Source organism: Pseudomonas sp. UMAB-08 (genome assembly GCF_900095225.1).
GTDB lineage: Bacteria > Pseudomonadota > Gammaproteobacteria > Pseudomonadales > Pseudomonadaceae > Aquipseudomonas.
This window is the reverse complement of the sequence record NZ_LT607415.1, coordinates 80,741-105,338: the sequence shown is the minus strand read 5'-3', so window position 1 is coordinate 105,338 and position 24,598 is coordinate 80,741. Positions and strand designations below refer to the sequence as shown.

The window sequence follows — 24,598 nt, the reverse complement described above, 5'->3', positions numbered from 1 at the left end:
AAACGACGCAGCACGGTTTAGTTATCGGACTCTTCCATGCCCAACCTGCGCCCTGGCGACTGGTGCATTTTGCTCATGAGCCGAGCTTCCGCCTGAGTCAGGCCACACGACTGGGTCAGTTCATCGGCACTCGCGCCCATGCCGACCAGTCGTGCTGCCTGGGCAAACGACAGGCTGGAAGGGTCGCGCTGTTCGAGCTGGATCAATTTGTCAGGCAAGGGCCCAACCACCGCGCGCAGTTCGTGCAGGTCTTCACCCATGCGAATGGTGCCGCTCTGGTAGTCATCCAGGCGCCTGGCCAGCTCTTTGAGCCGTTGATCGCGCAACACGTCATCCTCGACCTGCTGCGCAACCAACAACCGCTGGCGCTTGCTGTACGCAAGGAACAGCACCAGCGACAACGCCCAGAGAAGGCCCAGAAAAATGACAGCAACCTCTAAAATCAATCAGATGTTCTCCAGATCGGACCACTCTTCTTCGGACATCATCTTGTCCAGCTCGACGAGGATCAGCAATTCACCGTTTTTGTTGCACACGCCCTGAATAAACTTGGCGGACTCATCATTACCTACGTTCGGCGCAGTTTCGACTTCGGACTGACGCAGGTAAACCACTTCGGCCACGCTATCAACCAGAATCCCGACCACTTGCTTGTCGGCTTCGATGATCACGACGCGGGTGTTGTCACTGACTTCTACCGGGTCCAGGCCGAAGCGCTGACGAGTATCGATCACGGTCACCACGTTGCCGCGCAGGTTGATGATCCCCAGCACATAGCTTGGTGCGCCTGGCACAGGAGCGATTTCGGTATAGCGCAGCACTTCCTGAACCTGCATCACGTTGATGCCGTAAGACTCGTTGTCCAGACGGAAGGTAACCCACTGCAGGATAGGATCTTCGGAACCCTGTGCTGACGACCTATTCATACCCTAACCCCTCAAGTGTGTGCTGTGCAGACGGTGCTTTGCACCGCCCTGTGATTATTTGATGGTGTGCATTTGCTTGACCGCGCCACTGGCTATCAGCTCGGCCAATTCGGAAACATCCAACAGCGCGCACATATGTTCGATCACTGTGCCCGCCAGCCAGGGACGCTGGCCGCGGTGGGTGCGCCATTTGATTTCGTTCGGGTCCAGGCGCAACGAGCGGCTGACCTGATGCACCGCCAGCCCCCACTCATAGCCTTGAACCGAGATAACGTATTGCAGGCCCTGACGTAAATCGTCGCGATAACGGTCCGGCATGACCCAACGTGCGGTATCGAGCACCTTCAGGTTGCCGCTCTGACTGGGCAGAATGCCAAGAAACCAGTTCGGCTGACCGAACAGCGGCGTCAACTCCTGCCCTGCCAGTGAATAAATCGAGCCCAGACACACCAACGGAACGGCCAGGGTCAGCCCGGCGACATCGAATAACAGGCATTCGAACGGTTCGGCAGCCCATGCCGGCCTACCGTCAGCAGACGATGGCGGCGGCGTGCGATGACCGGCCGCAAGATGCACCTCCACCACAGGTTCAACCAAGGCCACAGCCGGGGTCTCAACCGATTTTAAAACAGGTTCCAACGGTGCAACGTCGGCGATAACGGCAACCGGCACAGGTGCGACAACCGCAACCACTGGCGAATCGAGCGCCACGCGAACCACAGCATCGCGAGCCTGCTCTTCAAGGACCGCCGCCTGGAATTCGTCAAGACTGGAGCTGAGCGTCAGCTCTTCAGTCGCTTCCTGCAGCAGGGCATCCAGATAAGACTGCAGCGCCAATTGTGGCCGTGTTGCTATATCGACAGGGCGGCTCATAAGGGTGCCCATAAACGAGTTCCGTAGAAATAACCTTCACTGTTTCTTGTTATCGGCTGCGCTGGCGCCCGACTTGAATGTGTCCGAGAGTCATGCACAAACACCTCAAGCGACCTGAGCAACAAGTTGCTGGGAAAGCAGGTCTTTGAGCAGCGCCCGATAGGCCACCACGCCACGACTTTTGTTGTCGAACTGCGAAGGCGTCAACCCGGCCCGGCTGGCGTCGCGCAGACGCGTGTCCACTGGCACATACGCCTTCCAGATGTTTTCCGGGTAGTTGTCGCGCAGCACCCTCAAGGTGCTCATGGACGCCTGCGTGCGGCGGTCGAACAAGGTCGGAACGATGGTGTAAGGCAGTGCCTGTTTGCGCGAACGATTGATCATCGCCAGCGTGCTGACCATGCGTTCAAGGCCCTTGACCGCAAGGAATTCGGTTTGCACTGGAATGACCAACTGCTGACTGGCCGCCAAAGCATTGACCATCAACACGCCAAGTAATGGCGGGCTGTCGATGATGGCGTAATCAAAATCCTGCCACAGCTGGGCCAGGCTTTTGGCAATCACCAGCCCCAGGCCACTTTGCCCCGGCGACTGACGCTCCAGCACCGCCAGCGCTGTACTTGATGGCAGCAGGGAAATGCGCTCATCGCTGGTAGGCAAGAGCAACTGACCCGGCAGACCATCAGGCACGACCCCTTTGTGCAGAAACAGGTCGTAAGCGCTGTGTTCCAGCGTGTCGGGGTTATGCCCGAAGTAACTGGTCATGGAACCATGAGGGTCGAGATCGACAACGACCACGCGCTTGCCCGCCTCTGCCAGCAAGCCGGCTAAAGCGATGGAAGAGGTGGTCTTACCGACGCCACCTTTTTGATTGGCTACTGCCCAGACTCTCATTGTGCTTTTCCTCCCGACATGACGTTTGCCATACCGAGAATTGACTATAAGGCGGGTGACGGGGAATTGACGGCGTTCCCACTTACCGGCTGCGTACGATGGGTCGGTGCAGTTTGTGTGCCAGCACGCCTCAACGCGGCATCCGGTTTTGCATTGGCAGTGCCGGAGCCTGTAAGGCTGCGGCGTACCTCCAGATTGCGTGAAATCACCAGCACCACGCGCCGGTTATGGGCACGCCCTTCGGCCGTTGTATTTGAAGCCACCGGCTGAAACTCGCCGTAACCCACCGATGCCATGCGTGCCGGGTTAACCCCATCCATCGCCAGCATGCGCACGATGCTTGCCGCCCGCGCCGAGGACAACTCCCAGTTGGTCGGGTACTGCGCCGTGCGGATCGGCTGGTCATCGGTGAAGCCTTCAACGTGCACCGGGTTATCGAAGGGATGCAAAATCTTCGCGACCTTCTCGATGATATTGAACGCCATGTCGCTGGGCATGGCATCGCCGCTACCGAACAACAGACTGGAGTTGAGCTCGATCTCAATCCACAGCTCATTGCCGCGGACCGTCAACTGATTGGACTTGATCAAATCGCCAAAGCCATTGCGCACGTCGTCCGAAATCGCCTGCAGCGGGTCAACCGAGCTTGACGACAAGCCCGCATCGACCTCTTCGCTGTCCTTGATAACCGGCTCTGACGGCCTGATCGACAGTGGCCGCTCGTTACCGATAGGAATCGGTTTGAGACTGCGCTCGGCATCGCTGAAGACACCATTCAAGGCCTGCGACAGCACCTTGTACTTGCCCTCGTTGAGCGATGAAATCGAATACATCACCACAAAAAAAGCAAACAGCAAGGTGATGAAGTCTGCGTAAGACACCAGCCAACGTTCGTGGTTTTCATGCTCTTCGGGGCGGCGACGGCGGGCCATGGCTATTGCATCACTCCATGAACCCTTGCAGCTTCAATTCGATCGAGCGCGGGTTCTCGCCCTCGGCGATGGATAAAATGCCTTCGAGCAACATCTCGCGATAACGCGACTGACGCAGGGCAATCGCTTTGAGCTTGCTCGCGATCGGCAGCAAAATCAGGTTGGCTGAAGCCACCCCGTAAATGGTCGCGACGAATGCCACGGCAATCCCGCTGCCCAACTGACTCGGGTCGGCAAGGTTGCCCATCACATGGATCAAGCCCATGACCGCACCGATGATGCCGATGGTCGGAGCGTAGCCACCCATGCTTTCAAAAACCTTGGCCGCTTGAATATCGCGTGCTTCCTGGGTCATGAAGTCCACTTCCAGAATGCTCCGAATCGCTTCGGGCTCAGCACCATCGACCAGCAGCTGCAAGCCTTTGCGCGAATAGGTATCGGGCTCCCCGTCGGCGATGGCTTCAAGCCCGAGCAACCCTTCCTTGCGCGCAGTCAGGCTCCAGTTGACGACACGGTCGATACCGCCCGGCAAGTCGATGCGTGGCGGAAACAGAATCCAGCCAACAATCTGCAGGGCGCGCATAAATGAGCTCATGGGCGACTGCAGCAGCGACGCCGCCAGAGTACCGCCCAGCACGATCAAGGCCGCCGGACCATTGAGCAATGCGCTCAGGTGTCCGCCTTCCAGGTAATTGCCGCCGATGATGGCGACAAACGCCAGGATGATCCCAATCAGGCTCAGCACATCCATCAGAGACAAGCCTCGACCAAATGCTTGCCAATCTCGTCCAGGCTGTACACCGCATCCGCCAGGTCAGCTTTGACGATCGCCATGGGCATGCCATAAATCACACAGCTTGCCTCATCCTGCGCCCAGATATGGCTGCCACCCTGCTTGAGCAGGCGAGCACCTTCGCGACCATCGGCCCCCATGCCAGTCAGTACCACCGCCAACACCTTGTCGCCGTAGGATTTGGCTGCAGAACCGAAGGTAATATCCACACAGGGTTTGTAATTCAAGCGCTCGTCGCCGGGCAGGATCTTCACCGCGCCACGACCATCGATCATCATTTGTTTGCCGCCAGGGGCCAGCAATGCCAGGCCCGGACGCAAAATATCACCGTCTTCGGCTTCTTTGACACTGATCTGGCACAGCTTGTCCAGGCGCTCGGCGAATGCCTTGGTGAACGCTGCCGGCATGTGCTGGATCAGAACGATAGGTGCAGGGAAGCTGGCGGGCAGTTGCGTTAACACGCGCTGCAATGCCACAGGGCCACCCGTTGATGTACCGATTGCCACCAGCTTGTACGCCTTGCGCTTTGGAGCAGGCGAAGCATGCGCTGGCACGTACGTCGAGGAAGCGCTTGTCGGCGAAGCCGCCGAACGCACGGGTACAGCACGAGAAGTCGTCGACCCGCCACTCAAGGTGCTGCTGGCCGTGGACAGCGCGGAACTGGCGCCCGATGGCGCAGCCGCCTGCGGCGTCGGAGTGCTGTATCCCGTGAAACGACGGTTGCTGCGGGAAATAGTGTGGATTTTCTCGCACAGCAGCTGTTTGACCTTTTCGGGGTTGCGCGAGATGTCTTCGAAGTTTTTGGGCAGGAAATCGACCGCCCCCGCATCCAGCGCATCCAGCGTAACCCGGGCACCTTCATGGGTCAGCGAGGAGAACATCAAGACCGGTGTCGGAATGCGCTGCATGATGTGACGCACTGCCGTGATGCCATCCATCATCGGCATCTCGTAATCCATGGTAATCACATCGGGCTTCAGCGCGAGCGCTTGCTCGATGGCTTCTTTGCCGTTAGTCGCCGTGCCGACTATCTGGATATTCGGGTCCGCAGAAAGAATTTCCGAGACGCGGCGGCGGAAGAAACCTGAATCATCCACCACCAGGACCTTGACTGCCATAAACACTCCATTAGGTGCTGCGGGCACCAAAAGCGGCCCGCAGCCCCAGAATCAAATACGCCGTGCAGCGTAACGCTTGAGCATGCTTGGTACATCGAGAATCAAGGCAATTCGACCGTCACCGGTAATGGTGGCGCCCGACATACCCGGTGTTCCCTGAAGCATTTTGCCCAGCGGCTTGATGACGACTTCTTCCTGGCCCACCAACTGATCGACGACAAAACCGATACGCTGCGTGCCGACCGACAGGATCACAACATGACCTTCGCGCTGCTCTTCGTGAGCGGCCTTGGCGACCAGCCAACGCTTGAGATAGAACAGTGGCAAAGCCTTGTCGCGCACGATGACCACTTCCTGGCCGTCGACGACGTTGGTCCGCGACAGGTCGAGGTGGAAAATCTCATTTACGTTGACCAGCGGGAAGGCAAAAGCCTGATTGCCCAGCATCACCATCAGGGTCGGCATGATTGCCAGGGTCAACGGCACCTTGATGACGATCTTCGAACCCTGGCCCTTGGTCGAGTAGATGTTGATCGAGCCATTGAGTTGGGCGATCTTGGTTTTCACCACGTCCATGCCCACGCCGCGTCCGGACACGTCAGAAATCTCGGTCTTGGTCGAGAAGCCCGGCGCGAAGATCAGGTTGTAGCAATCGGTTTCGCTCAAGCGATCCGCAGCGTCCTTGTCCATCACCCCACGCTTCACGGCGATGGCACGTAACACGTTGGCGTCCATGCCCTTGCCGTCATCGGAGATCGACAGCAGGATGTGGTCGCCTTCCTGTTCGGCCGCCAGAATCACACGACCACACCGAGGCTTGCCCGCCGCGTCACGCTCTTCCGGGGTTTCGATGCCGTGGTCGACGGCGTTGCGTACCAAGTGGACCAGCGGATCGGCCAGCGCCTCGACCAGGTTTTTATCCAGGTCGGTTTCTTCGCCGACCAGTTCCAGATTGATCTCTTTCTTCAGCTGACGTGCAAGGTCGCGGACCAGACGCGGGAAGCGCCCGAAGACCTTCTTGATCGGCTGCATGCGGGTTTTCATCACCGCGGTCTGCAGATCAGCCGTGACCACGTCAAGGTTCGACACTGCCTTGGACATGGCTTCGTCGCCACTGTTGAGGCCCAGGCGAACCAAGCGGTTACGCACCAACACCAACTCGCCGACCATGTTCATGATTTCGTCGAGGCGTGCGGTGTCGACCCGCACCGTGGTTTCGGCTTCAGACGCCGCGTGCTTCTCCGGCACCGGCACCGGCGCTTTGGCCGGGGCTGGGGCTGCAGCAATAGCCTTGGCCGGCGCAGGCGCAGACGCCTTCACCACGGCGGCTTTAGCCACGACTGGTGCTGGAGCAACCGCTGCCACAACGGCATCAGGCTCAAACTTGCCTTTGCCATGCAGCTCATCAAGCAACGCTTCGAATTCGTGATCGGAGATTTGATCGCCGCCCGGAGCACTTGCAGGCGCCTTGGCGACGGCCACTGGAGCCAGTACCGCAGGCTCCAGTGCATCGGCTACGAACGAACCTTTTCCGTGCAACTGATCGAGCAGTGCTTCGAATTCGTCGTCGGTGATCTCATTGCTCGCTGCCGCGGTTGCCACAGGCGCAGCCTGAACAGGCGCGGCATCGGCGGCGAACTGGCCTTTCCCGTGCAACTGATCAAGCAGCGATTCGAATTCAGCATCACTGATCTCGTCGCTGGCATTGGGGTCAATAGCAGGCATCGCAACCGCCGCGGGCGCAGCGGCTGACGCGGCCGCTTGCGCCTTGACGGCGTTGAGCGAATCGAGCAGTTGTTCGAATTCGTTATCGGTGATGTCGCCTGCAGCCTCAGCAGGTGGCTCTTCGACGCTGACGGGCGCTGTCGCAGCGATCTCATCGGCAGATGCTGGCGCTGCCAGTCGTGCTAATGCAGCCAGCAATTCGGGCGTGGCCGGGGTCACCGTAGTGCGCTCACGCACTTCAGTGAACATGCCATTGACCGCATCCAATGCTTCAAGGACCACGTCCATCAATTCCGAGTCGACCCGCCGCTCACCCTTGCGCAGGATGTCGAAGACGTTCTCGGCGATGTGGCAGCACTCCACCAGCTCATGGAGCTGGAGGAAGCCGGCGCCCCCTTTTACAGTGTGAAAACCGCGAAAAATTGCATTGAGCAATTCCGCATCATCTGGTCGGCTTTCCAGCTCGACCAGCTGCTCGGACAATAGCTCGAGAATCTCGCCGGCCTCTACCAGAAAATCCTGAAGGATTTCTTCATCGGCGCCGAAGCTCATTGGGGTGCTCCCTAAAATTAACCATCAACCGACCTAGAAGCCCAGGCTGGATAGCAGATCGTCAACATCATCCTGTCCGGACACAACGTCATCACGCTTATCGGCATGAATCTGCGGACCTTCACCCTGAGACAGATGTTTTTCTTGTTCTTTTTCTGCGCGCATCGATTGATGGTCATGTTCGATCCCGGCAAAGCGATCGACCTGACTGGCCATCAGCACCAGCTTGAGCAGGTTGCTTTCAACTTCCGTAACCAACTGGGTCACGCGCTTGATCACCTGACCGGTAAGGTCCTGGTAATCCTGAGCCAGCAAAATATCGTTGAGGTGGCCCGACACTTCCCGGGTTTCCTTTTCGCTGCGCGTCAAAAAACCATCGACACGTCGGGCCAGTTCACGAAATTCTTCAGCACCGACTTCGCGACGCATGAAGCGTCCCCAATCGGCACTCAGGGCTGCAGCCTCGGCGCCAACTCCGTTCACCAACGGTGTACTGAGTTCCACCAGATCCATGGTGCGGTTGGCCGCTGCCTCGGTCAGCCTGACCACATAGGACAGCCGCTCGGTAGCATCATTGATCTGCGAGACTTCTTCGGCTTGCGGCGTGTTCGGGTCAATCTGAAAGTTGACGATCGCACTGTGCAGTTCGCGGGTAAGTTTGCCGACTTCTTGATACAGGCCGCTGTCGCGGGCCTTGTTAAGCTCATTAATCAGTTGCGCCGCATCGCCGAACCGGCCCTTTTCAAGGCTATCGACCAACTCGTGTGCGTGTTTTTTCAGGGTCGACTCAAAGTCGCCCGATGACGATTCTGTGTGCTCCATAGAGCCCTCGCGGCAAACATCAGCTATTGACGCGCTCGAAGATCTTTTCGATCTTTTCTTTCAGCACTTGAGCCGTGAAAGGCTTGACCACATAACCGTTCACACCAGCCTGAGCGGCTTCGATGATCTGATCACGCTTGGCTTCAGCCGTTACCATCAACACCGGTAGATGCTTGAGGCGTTCATCTGCACGCACATGACGCAACAGATCGATGCCGGACATGCCAGGCATGTTCCAGTCAGTCACCAAAAAGTCGAAGCTCCCGCTTTGCAGCATCGGCAACGCGGTAGTCCCGTCATCCGCTTCAGCCGTATTGGTAAACCCCAGGTCACGCAACAGGTTTTTTATGATCCGCCGCATCGTTGAGAAGTCATCAACGATGAGGATTTTCATGTTCTTGTTCAATTCGACCTCCAAGCAGTCTTTAACGCATTCAGCACCTGAATACGCTGTTCAATCAAAAACCGGCGCAGCACACAACGGCTGCACGAAAACGACGACGAGCTTGGTAAATCAACAGGTCGGGACGCTGGCACATCAGGCCTTACAGGACCCTGACTGACCGGCTCCTGCCTAGTCTTATCTTCTTCGCACGCAACGCTTTGCACAGCCGGCCTGCAGATAGCGCGAAACCACCAAGGGCCACGCACTGTCTGTCAACGCGCTCGCCATTCCCCCAAACGCCCTCGCAAACGAGCTGCGCACTGGCTGTGTAACTGGCTGACCCGCGACTCGCTGACCCCCAACACCTCACCAATTTCCTTGAGGTTCAGCTCCTCGTCGTAGTACAGCGCCAACACCAGTCGCTCACGCTCCGGCAAATTGGCTATCGCATCTGCCAACGCAGCCTGGAAGCGTTCATCTTCCAGATCGCGCGACGGCTCAAGGTGAGCGCTTGCGCCGTCCTCGTGCAGCCCTTCATGTTCGCCGTCCTGCAACAGATCGTCGAAACTGAACAGTCGGCTGCCCAAGGTGTCATTCAAAATCCCGTAATAATCATCGAGACTCAATTGGAGTTCGGCCGCAACTTCGTGATCTTTAGCGTCACGACCGGTTTTAGCTTCAATTGCCCGAATTGCGTCACTGACCATGCGTGTATTGCGATGCACCGAACGCGGGGCCCAATCGCCCTTGCGCACTTCATCGAGCATGGCGCCACGAATACGAATCCCGGCATAGGTCTCGAAACTCGCACCCTTGGTGGCGTCGTACTTGGTCGAGACTTCCAGCAGGCCGATCATGCCTGCCTGGATCAGGTCCTCGACCTGCACACTGGCTGGCAAACGCGCCAGCAAGTGATAAGCGATGCGTTTGACCAGCGGCGCATAACGCTCGATCAGCTCGTACTGGGAGTCTTTTGACGCCTTGCTGTACATGCGATAGCCGCTGGCTGTCATAGCACCGGTCCTGCACTCGCTGGATGTACGAGCCGCTCAACGAAAAATTCCAGATGCCCGCGCGGGTTGGCCGGCAACGGCCACGTGTCGACTTTCTGCGCGATGGCTTTGAATGCCAGGGAGCACTTCGAGCGCGGGAACGCTTCATACACGGCGCGCTGCTTCTGCACGGCTTTGCGCACGCATTCGTCGTAAGGCACGGCGCCGACGTATTGTAGGGCGACATCCAGGAAGCGATCAGTGACCTTGGTCAACTTGGCGAACAGATTGCGGCCTTCCTGAGGGCTTTGTGCCATGTTGGCAAGCACCCGGAAGCGATTCATCCCGTAATCGCGGTTGAGCAGCTTGATCAGCGCGTAAGCGTCGGTGATCGAGGTCGGCTCATCACACACCACCAGCAATACTTCCTGGGCAGCGCGCACGAAGCTGACGACCGATTCACCGATGCCCGCGGCTGTGTCAATCACCAGCACATCGAGGTTATCGCCGATATCACTGAACGCCTGGATCAGCCCGGCATGCTGTGCTGGCGTCAGGTGAACCATGCTCTGGGTGCCGGACGCAGCCGGCACGATACGAATCCCGCCCGGGCCCTGAAGCAGCACGTCGCGAAGCTCGCAGCGTCCTTCGATAACGTCGGCGAGGGTACGTTTGGGGGTCAAGCCGAGTAACACATCGACATTAGCCAGACCCAGGTCGGCATCCAGCAGCATGACGCGCCGACCGAGCTCAGCCAGAGCCAGTGATAGATTCACTGACACGTTGGTCTTGCCGACGCCACCTTTGCCACCGGTCACCGCGATAACCTGTACGGGATGCATGCTGCCCATGTTATTTCTTTACCTTGTGTTGCTTAGACCGAGGCCACATTACTGACTGCGAGTTCGTTGAGAGAACAAAGCAAGGCAGACCATGATGTAGGTACATTCCAGTGTCTTGCTTTACCCAACCCTTTTGTTCGGGCTGTGATAAAGATCCGCGAACATATCCGCCATAGCTTCCTCGCTCGGCTCTTCCTGCATTTGCACACTGACCGCTCGACTCACCAATTGGTGCCGGCGCGGCAAGTGCAAATCATCCGGTATCCGTGGCCCATCCGTCAGATAGGCCACCGGTAATTCATGACTGATTGCCAGGCTTAACACCTCACCCAAGCTGGCGGTTTCATCCAGCTTGGTGAGAATGCAGCCGGCCAGACCGCAGCGTTTGTAGCTGTGGTATGCCGCAGTAAGGACCTGTTTCTGGCTGGTTGTTGCCAGCACCAGATAATTACGCGCCTTGATACCACGCCCGGCGAGGCTTTCCAGCTGCAGGCGCAGCGCTGGATCGCTGGCCTGCAGGCCGGCGGTGTCGATCAAGACCACGCGCTTGCGTACCAATGGCTCAAGCGCCTGGCCAAGCGACTGGCCCGGATCGATATGAGTGACCGGCACATTGAGAATACGTCCCAGGGTTTTCAGTTGTTCCTGGGCACCAATCCGATAGCTGTCCATGCTCACCAGTGCAATATTTTGCGGACCATATTTCAAGACATACCGCGCGGCCAGTTTCGCAAGCGTCGTGGTCTTGCCCATGCCGGCCGGACCGACCATGGCGATCACCCCACCCTCTTCCAGAGGTTCGACGTCGGGCGTCACAATCATCCGTGCCAGGTGGGCCAGTAACATGCGCCACGCCTGACGGGGTTCTTCAATATCAGTAATCATTGCCAACAGGTCCCGCGACAACGGACCCGACAGGCCAATGCGTTGCAGGCGGCGCCACAGGTTGGCTTGCTGCGGCCGGCTACCCTGCAGTTGATTCCAGGCCAGCGAGCCAAGTTGCACTTCAAGCAGTTCGCGCAGGCCGTTCAATTCAAACCGCATGGACTCGTAAGCATGATGCCCGGCGACGGGCTCAGCGGATGGGGCCGGAGCGGCCGGACGTGGCGGTTCGCTGAACGTAGGCTCGATGTGCGAGTCTCCAGCGGTCAACGGCAGGCCGGAGTAAAGCTGGCGATTGATCGATGAATCACTGTCGCCACGGGTGCCGAGTTCAGCCTGAGCCGAGACGATGCGCGATTGGGTTTTGCGCAACTCGTCTTCGAGCTCAATGTTCGGCACACGCGGCGCCAGCGCGGAAAGCTTGTAATCCAGGGCAGCAGTCAGCTCTACACCACCGGCAATCCGCCGGTTGCCAATGATAGCGGCGTCAGCGCCCAACTCATCACGAACCAGTTTCATGGCTTGACGCATGTCGGCGGCGAAAAAACGCTTAACTTGCATGACTCACTACCTCAGCCGTTGGGCCCGACAGTCGCGACGATGGTGACTTGCTTATTGTCAGGAATTTCCTGATACGCCAGAACATGCATGTTCGGTACAGCCAACCGTCCAAATCGTGACAGCATGGCGCGAACCGGGCCTGCGACTAACAAAATCACTGGCTGACCCTGCATTTCCTGGCGCTGGGCAGCATCAATCAACGAACGCTGGAGCTTTTCAGCCATGCTTGGCTCGAGAAGAACGCCCTCTTCCTGACCCTGACCAGCCTTCTGAAGACTATTTAGCAATATTTGTTCCAATCTTGGCTCAAGGGTGATGACAGGCAGCTCCGGCTCAGCCCCTACAATGCTTTGGACGATAGCGCGACACAGCCCGACACGCACCGCAGCGACCAGCGCGGCAGTATCTTGACTCCGAGGTGCCGCGTTCGCGATGGCTTCTGCGATGCTGCGGATATCCCTGACAGGGACGTGTTCGGAAAGCAGCGCCTGCAACACCTTGAGCAATGCCGAGAGCGAAAGAACACCTGGCACCAGTTCTTCGGCCAGTTTGGGCGAGCTTTTGGCCAATAACTGCATCAATTGCTGAACTTCTTCATGGCCAATCAGCTCATGAGAATGCTTGTACAGAATCTGATTGAGGTGAGTCGCCACCACTGTGCTGGCATCCACCACGGTGTAACCGAGCGATTGCGCCTGACTCCGCAGACTGACTTCGATCCACACTGCCTCCAGACCGAACGCTGGGTCCCTGGCGGTAATCCCGTTGAGCGTGCCAAAGACCTGCCCCGGATTGATCGCCAGTTCGCGATCCGGGTAAATCTCGGCTTCAGCCAGGGTCACACCCATCAGTGTCAGACGATAGGCGCTGGGCGCCAGATCAAGGTTGTCGCGGATATGCACGGTCGGCATCAAAAAGCCCAACTCCTGGGAAAGCTTTTTACGTACGCCCTTGATCCGCGCCAGGAGCTGACCGCCCTGATTGCGATCCACCAGAGGAATCAAGCGGTAGCCCACTTCCAGGCCAATCATGTCGATCGGCGTGACATCATCCCAACCGAGTTCTTTTGAGTCCTGAGCTCGCGTTGGTGAAGGCAAGAGGTCCTGCTGGCGCTGGACCTCTTGCAACGCATTGACCTTGACCATGTTCTGTTTTTTCCAGAGCAGATACGCAGCTCCAGCGGCCACCAGCCCCAGACTGATAAAGGAGAGGTGGGGCATGCCCGGCACCAGCCCCATGACTATCATCAAGCCTGCGGCCACGGCCAACGCCTTGGGAGACGCAAACATCTGCCGATTAATCTGCTTGCCCATCTCTTCCGAACCGGAAGCACGGGTCACCATGATTGCCGCAGCGGTGGACAGCAGCAGTGATGGCAATTGCGCCACCAAACCGTCACCAATGGTCAACAGCGCGTAAACCTTGCCGGCATCGGCGAAGGACATGTTGTGCTGGAAAATACCGACGGCCACGCCGCCAATCAGGTTGATGAACAGAATCAACAGGCCGGCAATCGCATCACCGCGTACGAATTTGCTGGCACCGTCCATCGAACCATAGAACTCAGCCTCTTGAGCGACCTCCAGACGGCGGCGTTTTGCTTCTGGCTGATCGATCAAGCCTGCGTTGAGGTCTGCGTCGATGGCCATCTGTTTGCCGGGCATCGCATCGAGGGTAAAGCGGGCACTCACTTCGGAAATCCGCCCGGCACCTTTGGTCACAACGACGAAGTTGATGATCATCAAAATCGCGAAAACCACGATACCGACGACGTAGTTGCCACCGATCACCACCTCACCAAAGGCCTGAATCACCTTACCGGCAGCGGCGTGACCGTCTTGACCGTGAAGCATGACCACCCGCGTCGACGCCACGTTCAGCGCCAGGCGCAACAACGTGGCAACCAGCAAAATAGTGGGAAATACAGAGAAGTCCAGTGGTCGCAGGGCGTACACGCAGACCAGCAAGACGACGATCGACAGCGCAATGTTGAACGTGAAAAACACATCGAGCAGGAAGGGAGGCATCGGCAACATCATCATTGCCAACATGACCAACAGCAGCAACGGCACACCCAGCTGCCCACGACCCAGGCCTAGCAGGTTGCTGCGTGCTGCGTTGATTAATTGAGAGCGATCCACCAATTCTTTTCCTGCCTGCTAAATCAAACTTTTGACGCCATCAAGCGACGTAGCGAGGTCAGTGCAAGAAGCTTTCCAACTATGGGTTCGCTGCGCAAACTTGTGTGCGCGCTTATGAATCACGCCGCAGATCGCTCGGGATCGGCATATCGCCCAATGGGTCCGGGCGCTTGCCCTTGCCTGCGCGATGCTGGCGGATTTGATAGACGTACGCCAATACCTGCGCCACGGCCAGGTACAGGCCTGCGGGAATTTCCTGATCCAGCTCGGTGGAGTAATAAATCGAACGCGCCAAAGCAGGCGATTCAAGGAGGAGGATGTTGTGCTCGGCGCCGATTTCTCGAATCTTCAACGCCAGAAAGTCACTGCCCTTGGCCAGCAACATTGGCGCCCCGCCCTCCTCGGGGTCATATTTCAGCGCCACGGCAAAGTGCGTCGGGTTGGTGATAATCACGTCGGCATCAGGGATCTTCGTCATCATCCGGCGCTGGGACATCTCACGTTGCAGCTGACGAATCCGCTGTTTGACCTCTGGCCGCCCATCACTGTCTCGGTGCTCGTCACGCACCTCCTGCTTGGTCATCAACAGCTTTTTATGGCTTTCCCATAGCTGGAACGGCACATCCACCGCCGCGATAATGATCAACCCACACGCCATCCATAACGCACTCCAACCTACCACCTGCACGCTGTGGATGATCGCCAACTCCAATGGCTCATGGGCGATGGAGACCAGATCACCCCTGTCCTTGGACAGCACCACCAACGCCACGATCAGAATGATGAAGAACTTGGCAAACGCCTTGACCAGCTCGACCAATGCATTAACGGAAAACATGCGTTTGATCCCGGACAGCGGGTTCATTCGACTGAACTTGGGCACCATTGTGTCAGTAGAAAACAGCCAGCCTCCCAGCGCGATAGGGCCTATGAGCGCCGCCAGAACCATGGTCAGCATCAGCGGCTGGATCGCCACCAGCGCCGCCTTGCCAGCGTTGAGAAAATACAGCCCCATGTAATGGTCATCCATGATCACTTCACGCGGAAGCGTGAAGTTGATCCGCATCAACTCGAGCATCATTTCCGCCAACTGACCACCAAACACCAGCAATCCGCCCGCCCCCGCCATCATGATGACCAAGGTGTTGAGCTCTTTGGAGCGGGTCGTCTCACCCTTGTCGCGAGACTCCTTGACCCGCTTGGCCGTGGGGTCTTCTGTTTTATCCTGGCCATTCTCGTTCTCAGCCATGTCAGCGGGCCTTAACCAGACTGCGTAGCAACTGCAAGGCTTCCACCGCCAACGGCTGATACTGATTGAGAATGTCGCCGAGGGTAATCCACAGGATCACCATGCCCAGCACCAGCGTCAGCGGAAAGCCGATAGAGAAGATATTCAACTGCGGCGCAGCACGCGTCATGACCCCAAATGCAACGTTCACCACCAACAACGCCGTAATGGCTGGCAAGACCAGCAGCAAGCCGGCGCCCAACACCCAGCCTAAGCGACCAACCAGCTCCCAAATGTGCGTGAGATCCAGCCCACTGCCGACCGGCAGCGTGGTAAAGCTTTCCACCAGCACTTCAAAAACCACCAAATGGCCATTCATGGCCAGGAACAGCAAGGTCACCAGCATGGTAAAAAACTGCCCGATCACTGCCACCGACACGCCGTTGGTAGGATCGACCATCGAGGCGAAGCCCATGCCCATTTGTACCGCGACAATCTGTCCGGCAATCACGAACGCCTGAAAAAATAATTGCAGGGACAAGCCGAGCATTGCACCGATGATGATCTGCTCACCTATCAGCAGCAGCGCGCTCAGATCCAGCGCATGGACTTCGGGAATCGGCGGCAGACTGGGGGCAATCACTACGGTAATCGCTACCGAGAAATATAGACGCACACGCTTTGGTACCAGCGTCGTGCCAAAGATCGGCATGGTCATCAATACCGCCGCGACCCGGAACAAAGGCAGCATGAAACTCGCTACCCACGTCCCGATCTGCGCGTCAGTCAGGGCAAGCACGGAGGGCACGTTGCTAACCGATCAACTGCGGAATACTGCCGTACAGCGACAGGATGTACTCCATGAACACCCGAACCAGCCAAGGTCCCACGACGATCAGGGTGATCAGCATCACCAACAGACGAGGCAGAAAGCTCAACGTCTGCTCGTTAATCTGCGTTGCGGCCTGAAACATGGCGACCAACAACCCCACGATCAGACTGGGCACCACCAGTATGGCGACCATCATCGTGGTCAACCATAACGCTTCGCGAAACAGGTCGACAGCGACTTCAGGCGTCATTGCGCACGCTCCCCGTCAGTCATGGCGAGATCCCGCCAAAGCTGCTCGCCAGCGTGCCGATGATCAAGGCCCATCCGTCCACCAGTACAAACAGCATGATCTTGAAGGGCAGAGAGATAATCAGCGGCGACAGCATCATCATGCCCATCGCCATCAATACGCTGGCAACCACCAGGTCGATAATCAGGAACGGGATGAAGATCATGAACCCGATCTGGAACGCGGTTTTAAGTTCCGAGGTCACGAACGCCGGGACCAGGATGGTCAGCGGCGCCTGATCAGGACTAGAAATATCGGTGCGTTTGGAAAGTCGCATGAACAAATCCAGATCGCTCTGTCGAGTCTGCGCCAGCATGAAGTCCTTGATCGGCACCTCAGCCTTGAGCACTGCGTCCTGCGCGGTAAGTTTTTCACTCAGATAGGGCTGCAATGCATCCTGGTTCACCCGATCAAACACTGGCGCCATAATGAACATGGTCAGAAACAGCGCCATGCCGGTGAGTATCTGGTTCGACGGTGTCTGCTGCAAACCCAGGGCCTGACGCAAAATCGAAAAAACGATGATGATCCGGGTAAAGCTGGTCATCAGCATGACGAATGCAGGAATGAAGCTCAGCGCCGTCATGATCAACAGGATCTGCAGGCTGACCGAATATTCCTGCTGACCGTTGGCACCGCTGGACAAAGTAATCGCAGGTATCGACAGTGGATCAGCCGCGAACACCAAGGGCGCTGCCAGCACCAGCAGCAACGTCAAGACTATGCGCAACGCGCCCATTACTTCTTATCCTTATGATCCTTGCCCAGCAGCTCCATCAGACGCTGGGCAAACTCCGGTGTGGCCTGCGAGGTATCGGGCACTTGCAGCGGCTCTTTGAGCACATGCAAGGGCGTGATGCGTCCGGGCGTAATCCCGAGCAAAATCTGCTCGCTGCCCACTTGCACCAGCACCAGCCGGTCACGCGGACCCAGTGCGCGCGAGCCCAGCAACTCGATGAGTTGACCGTTGCGCGGGCCGGCACTCTGGGCGCGACGCAGCAACCAGGCCAACCCGAAGATCAGGCCAATCACCAGCAACAGGCCCAATACCAATTGCGTCAATTGACCGCCCACCCCACTGCCCAATGCACTGCTGACTTGCGGCGCAGCAGCCTGAACTGCCGGCTCCGCAGCCATCGCGCTTAACGGCAAGGCGAGCATCACACCGAGGAGCCTATTCATTTAACGCAACTTCTTGATGCGTTCACTTGGGCTGATCACGTCAGTCAGGCGGATGCCGAACTTTTCGTTGACCACAACCACTTCACCGTGAGCAATCAGCGTGCCGTTGACCAGCACGTCCAGCGGCTCACCGGCCAACCGGTCGAGTTCGATCACCGAACCCTGATTAAGCTGCAGCAGGTTGCGAATATTGATGTCGGTACTGCCCACTTCCATGGAAATCGATACCGGGATATCCAGAATCACATCCAGGTTTGGACCCTCCAGCGTTACGGGCGCGTTGTTCTTTGGCACGCTGCCAAACTCTTCCATTTGCAAGCGACTGGCAGAGGAACGACCAGTATCGGCTGCAAGCAACGCGTCGATGTCATCCTGGCTGGCATCGCCGGATTCACCCAGCGCAGCTGCCCATTCATCGGCCAATGCCTGATCTTCAGCAGACGTTATTTCGTTTTCATCAGCCATCAGTTGTCCTCGGCGGGCATTGATTCGTTAACACATCACATTATTCACGCTGACGGTAAAGGTCAGCGGCGTTCAATTGGTTCAATAACTTGCAGCGCCAGATGCCCCTTGTGCGAACCCAGCTTGACCTTGAACGACGGCACGCCATTGGCACGCATGATCAGTTCTTCAGGCAAGTCAACGGGAATCACGTCACCCGGCTGCATGTGCAGAATGTCGCGCAGGCGCAATTGGCGACGAGCGACGACGGCACTCAGTGGCACAGCGACATCCAGCAGGTCCTCACGCAAGGCTTTGCTCCAGCGTTCATCCTGATCATCAAGGTCCGACTGGAAACCGGCATCGAGCATTTCGCGCACAGGCTCGATCATCGAGTAAGGCATGGTCACGTGCAGGTCGCCGCCACCGCCATCGAGTTCGATATGGAACGTCGAGACTACAACCGCTTCGCTAGGGCCGACGATGTTGGCCATGGCCGGGTTTACTTCGGAGTTGATGTACTCGAAGCTCACTTCCATGATCGCCTGCCAGGCTTCTTTCAAATCGATGAATGCTTGCTCGAGCACCATGCGCACGACGCGCAATTCGGTCGGCGTAAACTCACGACCCTCGATCTTTGCATGCCGCCCGTCACCACCGAAAAAGTTGTCCACCAGCTTGAACACCAGCTTGGCGTCCAGAATGAACAACGCAGTGCCGCGCAACGGCTTCATCTTGACCAGATTGAGACTGGTCGGTACGTACAACGAGTGCACGTACTCACCAAATTTCATGACCTGCACACCGCCCACCGCCACATCCGCGGAGCGGCGCAGCATGTTGAACATGCTGATACGGGTATACCGGGCGAAACGCTCGTTGATCATCTCCAGGGTCGGCATCCGCCCCCGGACGATACGATCCTGACTGGTCAGGTCATAACTTTTGACGCTGCCGGGTTCGGCGACGCTTTCGGTCTGGACCAGACCGTCGTCGACACCGTGCAGCAGCGCATCGATCTCATCCTGTGACAGCAGGTCTTGCACGGCCATGTCGTGGTCCTACTGCAGTACGAAGTTAGTAAAAAGCAATTGTTCAACCACCACCTTGCCAACCTCTTTCTGCGCCACTTCCTGGACGCTGGCGGTGGCCTTCTGACGGAGCATTTCCTGACCGATTGGCGTCGCCAAAGAGTCGAAAGTCTGCCCGGAGAAGAGCATGACCAGGTTGTTGCGGATAACCGGCATATGGACTTTCAGCGCATCCAGGTCACCCTGGTTACGTGCCAGCAGCGTGATACTGACCTGCATATAACGCTGACGACCGTTCTGGTTGAAATTGACCACAAAGGCTGGCGTCATAGGCTCGAAAATCGCAGGCGCCTTGACGTTGCTGGCCGCTACGGCTGGCTCGGGCTTACTTTGGGACGAGTGCAAAAAGAACCATGTGGCGCCGACCGACAAGCCGATCGCAAGCAACAATGCCACAACAATAATAATAATGAGCTTGAGTTTGCCTTTCGCTGCGGGGTCTTTCACTGCTTCGGTCTTCGCCATGCCAATAATCCGTCACTATTCGGGGGTTCACCAATGCGTGACAGAGGCAGAGCAAGTGTTATGCCAGATGCGTGACAGGATCGACAGAGGGTTTCATTCTGTAGGCGCAAACTCATCCACGAAGGGCTTGATGCGGCGTGCCGACACACCGCAGTCGCGGCGCGCGCAGCCACAAGCACGCGCCTACAACACACTTTCACATAGCGCGTTACAGCATCAAGCGTAGTAATCCACTTCGCTGGAGCCGATGACTTGCATTGGCTGACTGACAGCCTGCGCCACATCATGAATGGATCCGTCATCGAGGCCGTTGACTGGATCAGAGCCACCATTCCTCACGCCGCTACTTCGCTGCCCCTGGCTAGCCTGCTGCTGGTCCTGCCCTTGCCCATTCCAGCCACGGGACTGGTCAGACACATTGACCTCAACCTGGCCCAGCCCCTGCTGAGTAAACGAATCACGCAGCTTGGGCATCTGCGCTTCCAGCGCTTCACGCACACCGACATGGGCACTCATGAACGTGACTTGGGTCTGCTGGTCAGCCGCCATATTAACGCGAATATTCAGACGACCCAGCTCGGCAGGCTCGAGCTGGATGTCTGCTGACTTCAGGTTCTGACTGGACAAGTACATGACCCGATCCACGATCCCCTCACTCCAACCGCTCTGATGCATGGCCAATGGCTGGGCCAACGGCAAAGGCGAAGCTGCCGCCGCCCTGGGTTGCACTGCCTGACTCAGGGCGGCAAGGCGATTGGCAAAATCATCGATCCGAGTGTCACTGGCCGACGCTTTGACGTCGCTCAAACCGTCTTCAATAAGACCTTTAAAGGCCTTATCGCCACCCTCAGTACCTGCGCCATCAGTGGACGGCTGATCCGCGAGGACTGTCAGGTTATTGGCGATGACCTGGAAGGGATCCGCATCGGCTTGAGCGGGAGATGTTTTCGCGGCAGCCTGCGCGGAGGTAGATGTCGCAGGCACGGGCGCCGACCCCGAGGCTCTGGCACTTTGCTCCAGGGCCATTTGCACGGCAGGCAACCCTGCCAGAGGATCAGTCGCGGGGTCGAAACCCGTGTCCGCAACCGGGACAGCGGACGGTAGCGTGGCTACCGCAGCAGTCACGGCTACCGGCACTTCGACCGGAGGCTCAACAGCGGTAGCGACCGGCACAACAGGCTCGGCAGCCGGCTGGACGACCAGCGCCTGCAAGGCAGCTGGATCAAGGGTCGGATCAACGGGCGCAACATCGCTCAGCGCCGGGTCGGTCGTCTTGTCGCCCGACGCGTCCTTACTCGCATCATCCGCCTTTTCGCTGACGTTATCGGCAGGCAAAGATTTGCCGCTATCGGCAACCGTCGAGGTGGAAGCGGCAGGTTTATCGTTCATCGCTTGCTTGCTGTTACCTGCATCGGGCTTGTCGTGGACAGCTTTTGTGCGGGTGTCATTGCTCACCACAGGCTTGGGCTGCGCATGCCTGGCAAACACTCGAGCAAAGCTGGGAGTGTCTTCCTTGCCGGTCTCAGCAGGTTTTACCGCACTGCTGGCGACAGCCGACTGGGATTTGGCTACGGCAGTAGCCTGGAGAAGCGGGTGAGTGGCAAGGGGCATGTCAGTCTCCGTACGGGCACAATTACCAAGTCACCAAGCAAGGGGCGGGCCAGCTTCAGCTTATCTCAGCCCTGACCGATGAAACGCTGGCGCTCAACGTTGAACAAACGCCGGACCGTGATGAATTCAACGTCGACTTTCCTGAGCAGCTCATCGACTCCGGCCAGCTCATTGCACTGAGCACGCTCTTCGAGCTGCTGGCACAGCTCAGCCAACCGTGTCGCCCCCATGTTGCCGCTGCTGCCCTTGAGGCTGTGGGCAGCCATGCCCAGCGCTGGCAAACCAGGCGCCTGCGCAGCAAGTGCATGGTGCAGTTGCACCAGACGCTGTTCGGAGTCCTTAAGAAACGTATCAAGCAAGATCGGGTATTCGGCCTCCATCACTTCTTGCAAGCCGTTCAATACACGGTAGTCCAGATGAGTCACTGACACTTGTTCGCTCCTTGATCAAGAATCATTTGATTATGCCAGAGCCCCCCAGGAAAATTCCACGCACGCTGTACGTCCGTCCTCCGACCAGTGGGAATGCTCACTCAATTCGCGTACCAGGTTGAGGCCTCGCCCTGATAACTCATGCGTCTGCGCCGACAGCGCCAAAACACGATCGACGTCGAATCCAGCACCGCTGTCTTCAACTCGGATCGTTAAATGACCGCCCTGCCCGCGCGGCACAATCTGTAAGTGCAGGCGCACATAACCGTCTTCAAGACTCGCCAGGCGCTCATTGCGCTCCCGGTAGTACCGGGCAAAACCCAGGGCATCGCGCTTTAGCTCCGAGTCGAGACCCAGCACGCCATGCTCCAGCGCGTTGGTGTACAACTCGGCGAGCACGCTGTACAGCGGCCCGCTCTGACTGCGCAGACCATGGACCTCCAACAGCAACTGCAACAAGTAAGGCAAAGGGTTGAAACGTTTGAGCGTCGTGGCGCGATACTCGAAGCTCGCCGACCAATCCAGTGGGCTGGACTCACCGCTGTCCGAGTACGTCACCGTCGGAGGCCCCAGCAGGGCCGGGTCGACTAGGCTGATTTCGACCATGCTCACATCATCCCGGGCCTGCCCACGGAAGCCGTCCAAGGCATGCTGGATTTCATTGATCAGCTCGCCCGGCTGGCGATTGGCGGCGAACACCGCCTGCAATCGCTCGACACCAAACAGCTGATCATCGTTGTCGCTGGTGTCGAGTACGCCGTCGGACAACAGGAAAATCCGGTCACCCAAGGCCAACGGGTGCACTTCGGTCTTGTAATCGAAGCGAGCCGGGTCCAGCACACCCAATGGCAAATGCCGCGACACCAGCGGCGTGCGCTCCCCGCTGGCAACGTGATACAGATAGCCGTCAGGCAGACCACCGTTCCACACTTCCACTTGCTGCAAATTGAAGTTCACGGACAGCAGGGTCGCGCAGCAAAACATGTCTACGGGCAAAATGCGTTTTAGCTTGGCGTTCATTTCCCGCAAGGTTTGGGTCAGGCCATACCCCTTGGCGGTCATGCCGTAAAACACTTCAGCCAAGGGCATCGCCCCTACCGCCGCGGGCAAACCATGGCCGGTAAAATCGCCCAATAAAATGTGCATGTTGCCGGCAGGCGTGTACGCAGCCAACAACAGATCGCCATTGAACAAGGCATAGGGCGATTGCAGGTAGCGGATGTTCGGCGCACTCAGGCAGCCAGAGTGCGCTACCTGATCAAAGACTGCTTTGGCTACCCGCTGTTCATTAAGCAAATAACCATGATGCCTGGCGATTTGGTCACGCTGCTCCAGGACCGTTTCCTGCAATCGCCGCAAGCGCTCCATGGCATTGATCTTCGCGGTCAGGATCGCCTCGCTGTAGGGCTTGGCGAGAAAGTCGTCGCCCCCTGCGTCAAGGCATCGAACCAACGCCTCGCTTTCGCTCATGGAGGTGAGGAAAATGATGGGCACCAACGCTTCGCCTGCCACCTGTTTGATTCGGCGCGCAGCCTCAAAACCGTCCATCACCGGCATCAAAGCATCCATCAGCACCAACTGCGGACGCTCTTTTTCAAACAACGCCAACGCTTCCAGGCCATTGCTGGCGCTGAGCACTGTATGGCCCTGGCGACGGACGATGGTCGTGAGTAGCAGGCGATCACTGGCGTTGTCGTCAGCAATCAGCACGCACAGGCTTTCGGGCAGAGTTAGCACAAGTCAGCCGATCTGAAACAGTTTTGAGAAATTGGAGATGGTCAGAATAGTGTTCACGTCGGCATTGCAGTTGATCAGCCGGATTTTCGCACGCTCACCCCCTGCATGGTCACGCAGCAGTAACAGCATGCCCAGCGCGGAACTGTCCAGATAACTCGTGCCCTTTAGATCGACAACGATGCGCTGCGGAGTCCCGGCAGCGCCCTCATAGGCATCACGAAAATCTTGATGTGCGGCGAAATCAAAGCGCCCCTCGATGAAGATGGTCAGTTCTTGCCCGTCGTGAGAGAGCTCGGAGTTTACGGACATTGGAGGCTTCCTTGGGTTAACACAGACACGGTGAGAAAGGTTTAGCATTCTGCTGCATTAGCAGCAACCCTAATGAATTCAATTACCTGCACTAAAATTGATCGTGGCGGGGCAAGCGCTGGGAAAGTTCGTCGAGAAGCTTTTGTTCGCGCTTGTCTTCAAGCTGCCGCGCTTCATCAATGTAGCGCTGAACCAGCTTGCGCAAACCCTCGACCCGCGCATAACACTGCTGCCAAGCGCCCCGAGCCTTGCCGAGGTTTTCCTGATGCCAGGCAAGGCTCTTCTGTTGCTGAGCCACAGCGGTTTCCAGCTGATTGAGAAAGCTTTGATAGTTTATCAGCCACTGCCCCGACACCCCGCTGCCGCCTTTGTCGATCCACTGCAACTGATACTCATGACGAAAACGTTCGAGTTCGGCCAGTTTGGTCTCAGCCAGCCTGACCTGTCCCTGAAAGTGCCCCAGGCGCTGAGCCGCTGCGCGCTCTGCCTTTTCAGCCATGTCCACCACCGGCGCCAGGCGTACCGCTCGACTTGAGGCCAT

27 protein-coding genes are annotated in these 24,598 nt (G+C 57.7%); all 27 read right to left on the bottom strand.

Going from position 1 to position 24,598, the window contains the following annotated elements; genetic code table 11:
* Window positions 1-17: 17 nt before the first annotated feature.
* The gene (locus K0F75_RS03550; protein WP_219060468.1) at window positions 18-446 is read right to left on the bottom strand and encodes a DUF2802 domain-containing protein; all 429 of its coding nucleotides are present in this window, start codon (window positions 444-446) and stop codon (window positions 18-20) included.
* On the bottom strand, window positions 447-926 hold the full coding sequence (locus tag K0F75_RS03545) for a chemotaxis protein CheW (RefSeq protein ID WP_219060467.1): 480 nt from the start codon (window positions 924-926) through the stop codon (window positions 447-449).
* A 54-nt stretch (window positions 927-980) separates the two neighbouring features.
* Window positions 981-1,799 (bottom strand): CheW domain-containing protein, encoded by an 819-nt coding sequence (locus K0F75_RS03540; protein WP_219060845.1) that lies wholly within the window; start codon window positions 1,797-1,799, stop codon window positions 981-983.
* Between the two features lie 105 nt (window positions 1,800-1,904).
* Window positions 1,905-2,693 (bottom strand): ParA family protein, encoded by a 789-nt coding sequence (locus tag K0F75_RS03535; RefSeq protein ID WP_219060466.1) that lies wholly within the window; start codon window positions 2,691-2,693, stop codon window positions 1,905-1,907.
* Between the two features lie 44 nt (window positions 2,694-2,737).
* Window positions 2,738-3,625 (bottom strand): flagellar motor protein MotD, encoded by an 888-nt coding sequence (gene motD, locus K0F75_RS03530; RefSeq protein ID WP_219060465.1) that lies wholly within the window; start codon window positions 3,623-3,625, stop codon window positions 2,738-2,740.
* A gap of 10 nt (window positions 3,626-3,635) precedes the next feature.
* A complete protein-coding gene (locus tag K0F75_RS03525; RefSeq protein WP_219060464.1) occupies window positions 3,636-4,376 on the bottom strand; it encodes a flagellar motor protein in 741 nt (246 codons plus the stop codon).
* Entirely contained in the window at window positions 4,376-5,536 is a 1,161-nt protein-coding gene (locus K0F75_RS03520) for a chemotaxis response regulator protein-glutamate methylesterase (RefSeq protein WP_219060463.1), read from the bottom strand. The genes K0F75_RS03525 and K0F75_RS03520 overlap by 1 nt, the downstream gene beginning before the upstream one ends.
* 51 nt (window positions 5,537-5,587) lie before the next feature.
* A complete protein-coding gene (locus K0F75_RS03515) occupies window positions 5,588-7,813 on the bottom strand; it encodes a chemotaxis protein CheA (RefSeq protein WP_219060462.1) in 2,226 nt (741 codons plus the stop codon).
* Between the two features lie 33 nt (window positions 7,814-7,846).
* Window positions 7,847-8,635: a protein phosphatase CheZ gene (locus K0F75_RS03510; protein WP_219060461.1), complete on the bottom strand. Its 789-nt coding sequence runs from the start codon at window positions 8,633-8,635 to the stop codon at window positions 7,847-7,849.
* 19 nt (window positions 8,636-8,654) lie between these two features.
* The gene (locus tag K0F75_RS03505; RefSeq protein WP_219060460.1) at window positions 8,655-9,029 is read right to left on the bottom strand and encodes a chemotaxis response regulator CheY; all 375 of its coding nucleotides are present in this window, start codon (window positions 9,027-9,029) and stop codon (window positions 8,655-8,657) included.
* Window positions 9,030-9,292: 263 nt separating this feature from the next.
* Complete coding sequence (gene fliA, locus K0F75_RS03500) at window positions 9,293-10,033, bottom strand: RNA polymerase sigma factor FliA (protein ID WP_219060459.1); 741 nt, start codon at window positions 10,031-10,033, stop codon at window positions 9,293-9,295.
* Window positions 10,030-10,863 (bottom strand): flagellar synthesis regulator FleN, encoded by an 834-nt coding sequence (gene fleN / locus K0F75_RS03495; RefSeq protein WP_219060458.1) that lies wholly within the window; start codon window positions 10,861-10,863, stop codon window positions 10,030-10,032. Before fleN ends, fliA begins: the two co-directional genes overlap by 4 nt.
* A gap of 111 nt (window positions 10,864-10,974) precedes the next feature.
* Complete coding sequence (flhF, locus tag K0F75_RS03490; protein ID WP_219060457.1) at window positions 10,975-12,297, bottom strand: flagellar biosynthesis protein FlhF; 1,323 nt, start codon at window positions 12,295-12,297, stop codon at window positions 10,975-10,977.
* 11 nt (window positions 12,298-12,308) lie between these two features.
* Window positions 12,309-14,438 carry a flagellar biosynthesis protein FlhA gene (flhA, locus tag K0F75_RS03485; protein ID WP_219060456.1) on the bottom strand — a complete coding sequence of 710 codons (2,130 nt, stop codon included), beginning with the start codon at window positions 14,436-14,438 and terminating at the stop codon, window positions 12,309-12,311.
* A gap of 112 nt (window positions 14,439-14,550) precedes the next feature.
* The gene (flhB, locus tag K0F75_RS03480; protein ID WP_219060455.1) at window positions 14,551-15,687 is read right to left on the bottom strand and encodes a flagellar biosynthesis protein FlhB; all 1,137 of its coding nucleotides are present in this window, start codon (window positions 15,685-15,687) and stop codon (window positions 14,551-14,553) included.
* A gap of 1 nt (window position 15,688) precedes the next feature.
* On the bottom strand, window positions 15,689-16,474 hold the full coding sequence (gene fliR / locus K0F75_RS03475; RefSeq protein WP_219060454.1) for a flagellar biosynthetic protein FliR: 786 nt from the start codon (window positions 16,472-16,474) through the stop codon (window positions 15,689-15,691).
* A gap of 4 nt (window positions 16,475-16,478) precedes the next feature.
* On the bottom strand, window positions 16,479-16,748 hold the full coding sequence (gene fliQ, locus K0F75_RS03470) for a flagellar biosynthesis protein FliQ (protein ID WP_219060453.1): 270 nt from the start codon (window positions 16,746-16,748) through the stop codon (window positions 16,479-16,481).
* A gap of 19 nt (window positions 16,749-16,767) precedes the next feature.
* Window positions 16,768-17,526, bottom strand: a complete 759-nt coding sequence (fliP, locus tag K0F75_RS03465) for a flagellar type III secretion system pore protein FliP (RefSeq protein WP_219060452.1) — start codon at window positions 17,524-17,526, stop codon at window positions 16,768-16,770.
* A complete protein-coding gene (gene fliO, locus K0F75_RS03460; protein ID WP_219060451.1) occupies window positions 17,526-17,969 on the bottom strand; it encodes a flagellar biosynthetic protein FliO in 444 nt (147 codons plus the stop codon). Before fliO ends, fliP begins: the two co-directional genes overlap by 1 nt.
* A complete protein-coding gene (gene fliN, locus K0F75_RS03455; RefSeq protein WP_219060450.1) occupies window positions 17,970-18,434 on the bottom strand; it encodes a flagellar motor switch protein FliN in 465 nt (154 codons plus the stop codon).
* 62 nt (window positions 18,435-18,496) lie between these two features.
* On the bottom strand, window positions 18,497-19,465 hold the full coding sequence (gene fliM / locus K0F75_RS03450) for a flagellar motor switch protein FliM (RefSeq protein ID WP_219060449.1): 969 nt from the start codon (window positions 19,463-19,465) through the stop codon (window positions 18,497-18,499).
* Window positions 19,466-19,474: 9 nt separating this feature from the next.
* Window positions 19,475-19,969: a flagellar basal body-associated protein FliL gene (gene fliL, locus K0F75_RS03445; RefSeq protein ID WP_219060448.1), complete on the bottom strand. Its 495-nt coding sequence runs from the start codon at window positions 19,967-19,969 to the stop codon at window positions 19,475-19,477.
* A 216-nt stretch (window positions 19,970-20,185) separates the two neighbouring features.
* Window positions 20,186-21,580 (bottom strand): flagellar hook-length control protein FliK, encoded by a 1,395-nt coding sequence (locus K0F75_RS03440; protein WP_219060447.1) that lies wholly within the window; start codon window positions 21,578-21,580, stop codon window positions 20,186-20,188.
* Between the two features lie 65 nt (window positions 21,581-21,645).
* Window positions 21,646-21,960, bottom strand: a complete 315-nt coding sequence (locus tag K0F75_RS03435; RefSeq protein WP_374028598.1) for an Hpt domain-containing protein — start codon at window positions 21,958-21,960, stop codon at window positions 21,646-21,648.
* A gap of 81 nt (window positions 21,961-22,041) precedes the next feature.
* Window positions 22,042-23,748, bottom strand: a complete 1,707-nt coding sequence (locus K0F75_RS03430) for a fused response regulator/phosphatase (RefSeq protein WP_219060445.1) — start codon at window positions 23,746-23,748, stop codon at window positions 22,042-22,044.
* A 3-nt stretch (window positions 23,749-23,751) separates the two neighbouring features.
* On the bottom strand, window positions 23,752-24,057 hold the full coding sequence (locus K0F75_RS03425) for an STAS domain-containing protein (protein WP_219060444.1): 306 nt from the start codon (window positions 24,055-24,057) through the stop codon (window positions 23,752-23,754).
* Window positions 24,058-24,148: 91 nt separating this feature from the next.
* Complete coding sequence (gene fliJ, locus K0F75_RS03420; RefSeq protein ID WP_219060443.1) at window positions 24,149-24,598, bottom strand: flagellar export protein FliJ; 450 nt, start codon at window positions 24,596-24,598, stop codon at window positions 24,149-24,151.

Excerpts from the sequence above, each read along its gene's own strand:
- motD (WP_219060465.1), bottom strand. The coding sequence starts at position 3,625 with ATGGCCCGCCGTCGCCGCCCCGAAGAGCATGAAAACCACGAACGTTGG.
- flhB (WP_219060455.1), bottom strand. The coding sequence starts at position 15,687 with ATGGCTGAGAACGAGAATGGCCAGGATAAAACAGAAGACCCCACGGCC.
- K0F75_RS03525 (WP_219060464.1), bottom strand. The coding sequence starts at position 4,376 with ATGGATGTGCTGAGCCTGATTGGGATCATCCTGGCGTTTGTCGCCATC.
- fliN (WP_219060450.1), bottom strand. The coding sequence starts at position 18,434 with ATGGCTGATGAAAACGAAATAACGTCTGCTGAAGATCAGGCATTGGCC.
- K0F75_RS03440 (WP_219060447.1), bottom strand. The coding sequence starts at position 21,580 with ATGCCCCTTGCCACTCACCCGCTTCTCCAGGCTACTGCCGTAGCCAAA.
- fliQ (WP_219060453.1), bottom strand. The coding sequence starts at position 16,748 with ATGACGCCTGAAGTCGCTGTCGACCTGTTTCGCGAAGCGTTATGGTTG.
- fliL (WP_219060448.1), bottom strand. The coding sequence starts at position 19,969 with ATGGCGAAGACCGAAGCAGTGAAAGACCCCGCAGCGAAAGGCAAACTC.
- K0F75_RS03425 (WP_219060444.1), bottom strand. The coding sequence starts at position 24,057 with ATGTCCGTAAACTCCGAGCTCTCTCACGACGGGCAAGAACTGACCATC.
- K0F75_RS03510 (WP_219060461.1), bottom strand. The coding sequence starts at position 8,635 with ATGGAGCACACAGAATCGTCATCGGGCGACTTTGAGTCGACCCTGAAA.
- K0F75_RS03535 (WP_219060466.1), bottom strand. The coding sequence starts at position 2,693 with ATGAGAGTCTGGGCAGTAGCCAATCAAAAAGGTGGCGTCGGTAAGACC.
- fleN (WP_219060458.1), bottom strand. The coding sequence starts at position 10,863 with ATGGGCAGCATGCATCCCGTACAGGTTATCGCGGTGACCGGTGGCAAA.
- K0F75_RS03545 (WP_219060467.1), bottom strand. The coding sequence starts at position 926 with ATGAATAGGTCGTCAGCACAGGGTTCCGAAGATCCTATCCTGCAGTGG.
- fliO (WP_219060451.1), bottom strand. The coding sequence starts at position 17,969 with ATGAATAGGCTCCTCGGTGTGATGCTCGCCTTGCCGTTAAGCGCGATG.
- fliP (WP_219060452.1), bottom strand. The coding sequence starts at position 17,526 with ATGGGCGCGTTGCGCATAGTCTTGACGTTGCTGCTGGTGCTGGCAGCG.
- K0F75_RS03515 (WP_219060462.1), bottom strand. The coding sequence starts at position 7,813 with ATGAGCTTCGGCGCCGATGAAGAAATCCTTCAGGATTTTCTGGTAGAG.
- K0F75_RS03505 (WP_219060460.1), bottom strand. The coding sequence starts at position 9,029 with ATGAAAATCCTCATCGTTGATGACTTCTCAACGATGCGGCGGATCATA.
- K0F75_RS03520 (WP_219060463.1), bottom strand. The coding sequence starts at position 5,536 with ATGGCAGTCAAGGTCCTGGTGGTGGATGATTCAGGTTTCTTCCGCCGC.
- fliM (WP_219060449.1), bottom strand. The coding sequence starts at position 19,465 with ATGGCCGTGCAAGACCTGCTGTCACAGGATGAGATCGATGCGCTGCTG.
- K0F75_RS03540 (WP_219060845.1), bottom strand. The coding sequence starts at position 1,799 with ATGAGCCGCCCTGTCGATATAGCAACACGGCCACAATTGGCGCTGCAG.
- flhF (WP_219060457.1), bottom strand. The coding sequence starts at position 12,297 with ATGCAAGTTAAGCGTTTTTTCGCCGCCGACATGCGTCAAGCCATGAAA.
- fliA (WP_219060459.1), bottom strand. The coding sequence starts at position 10,033 with ATGACAGCCAGCGGCTATCGCATGTACAGCAAGGCGTCAAAAGACTCC.
- K0F75_RS03435 (WP_374028598.1), bottom strand. The coding sequence starts at position 21,960 with ATGGAGGCCGAATACCCGATCTTGCTTGATACGTTTCTTAAGGACTCC.
- fliJ (WP_219060443.1), bottom strand. The coding sequence starts at position 24,598 with ATGGCCTCAAGTCGAGCGGTACGCCTGGCGCCGGTGGTGGACATGGCT.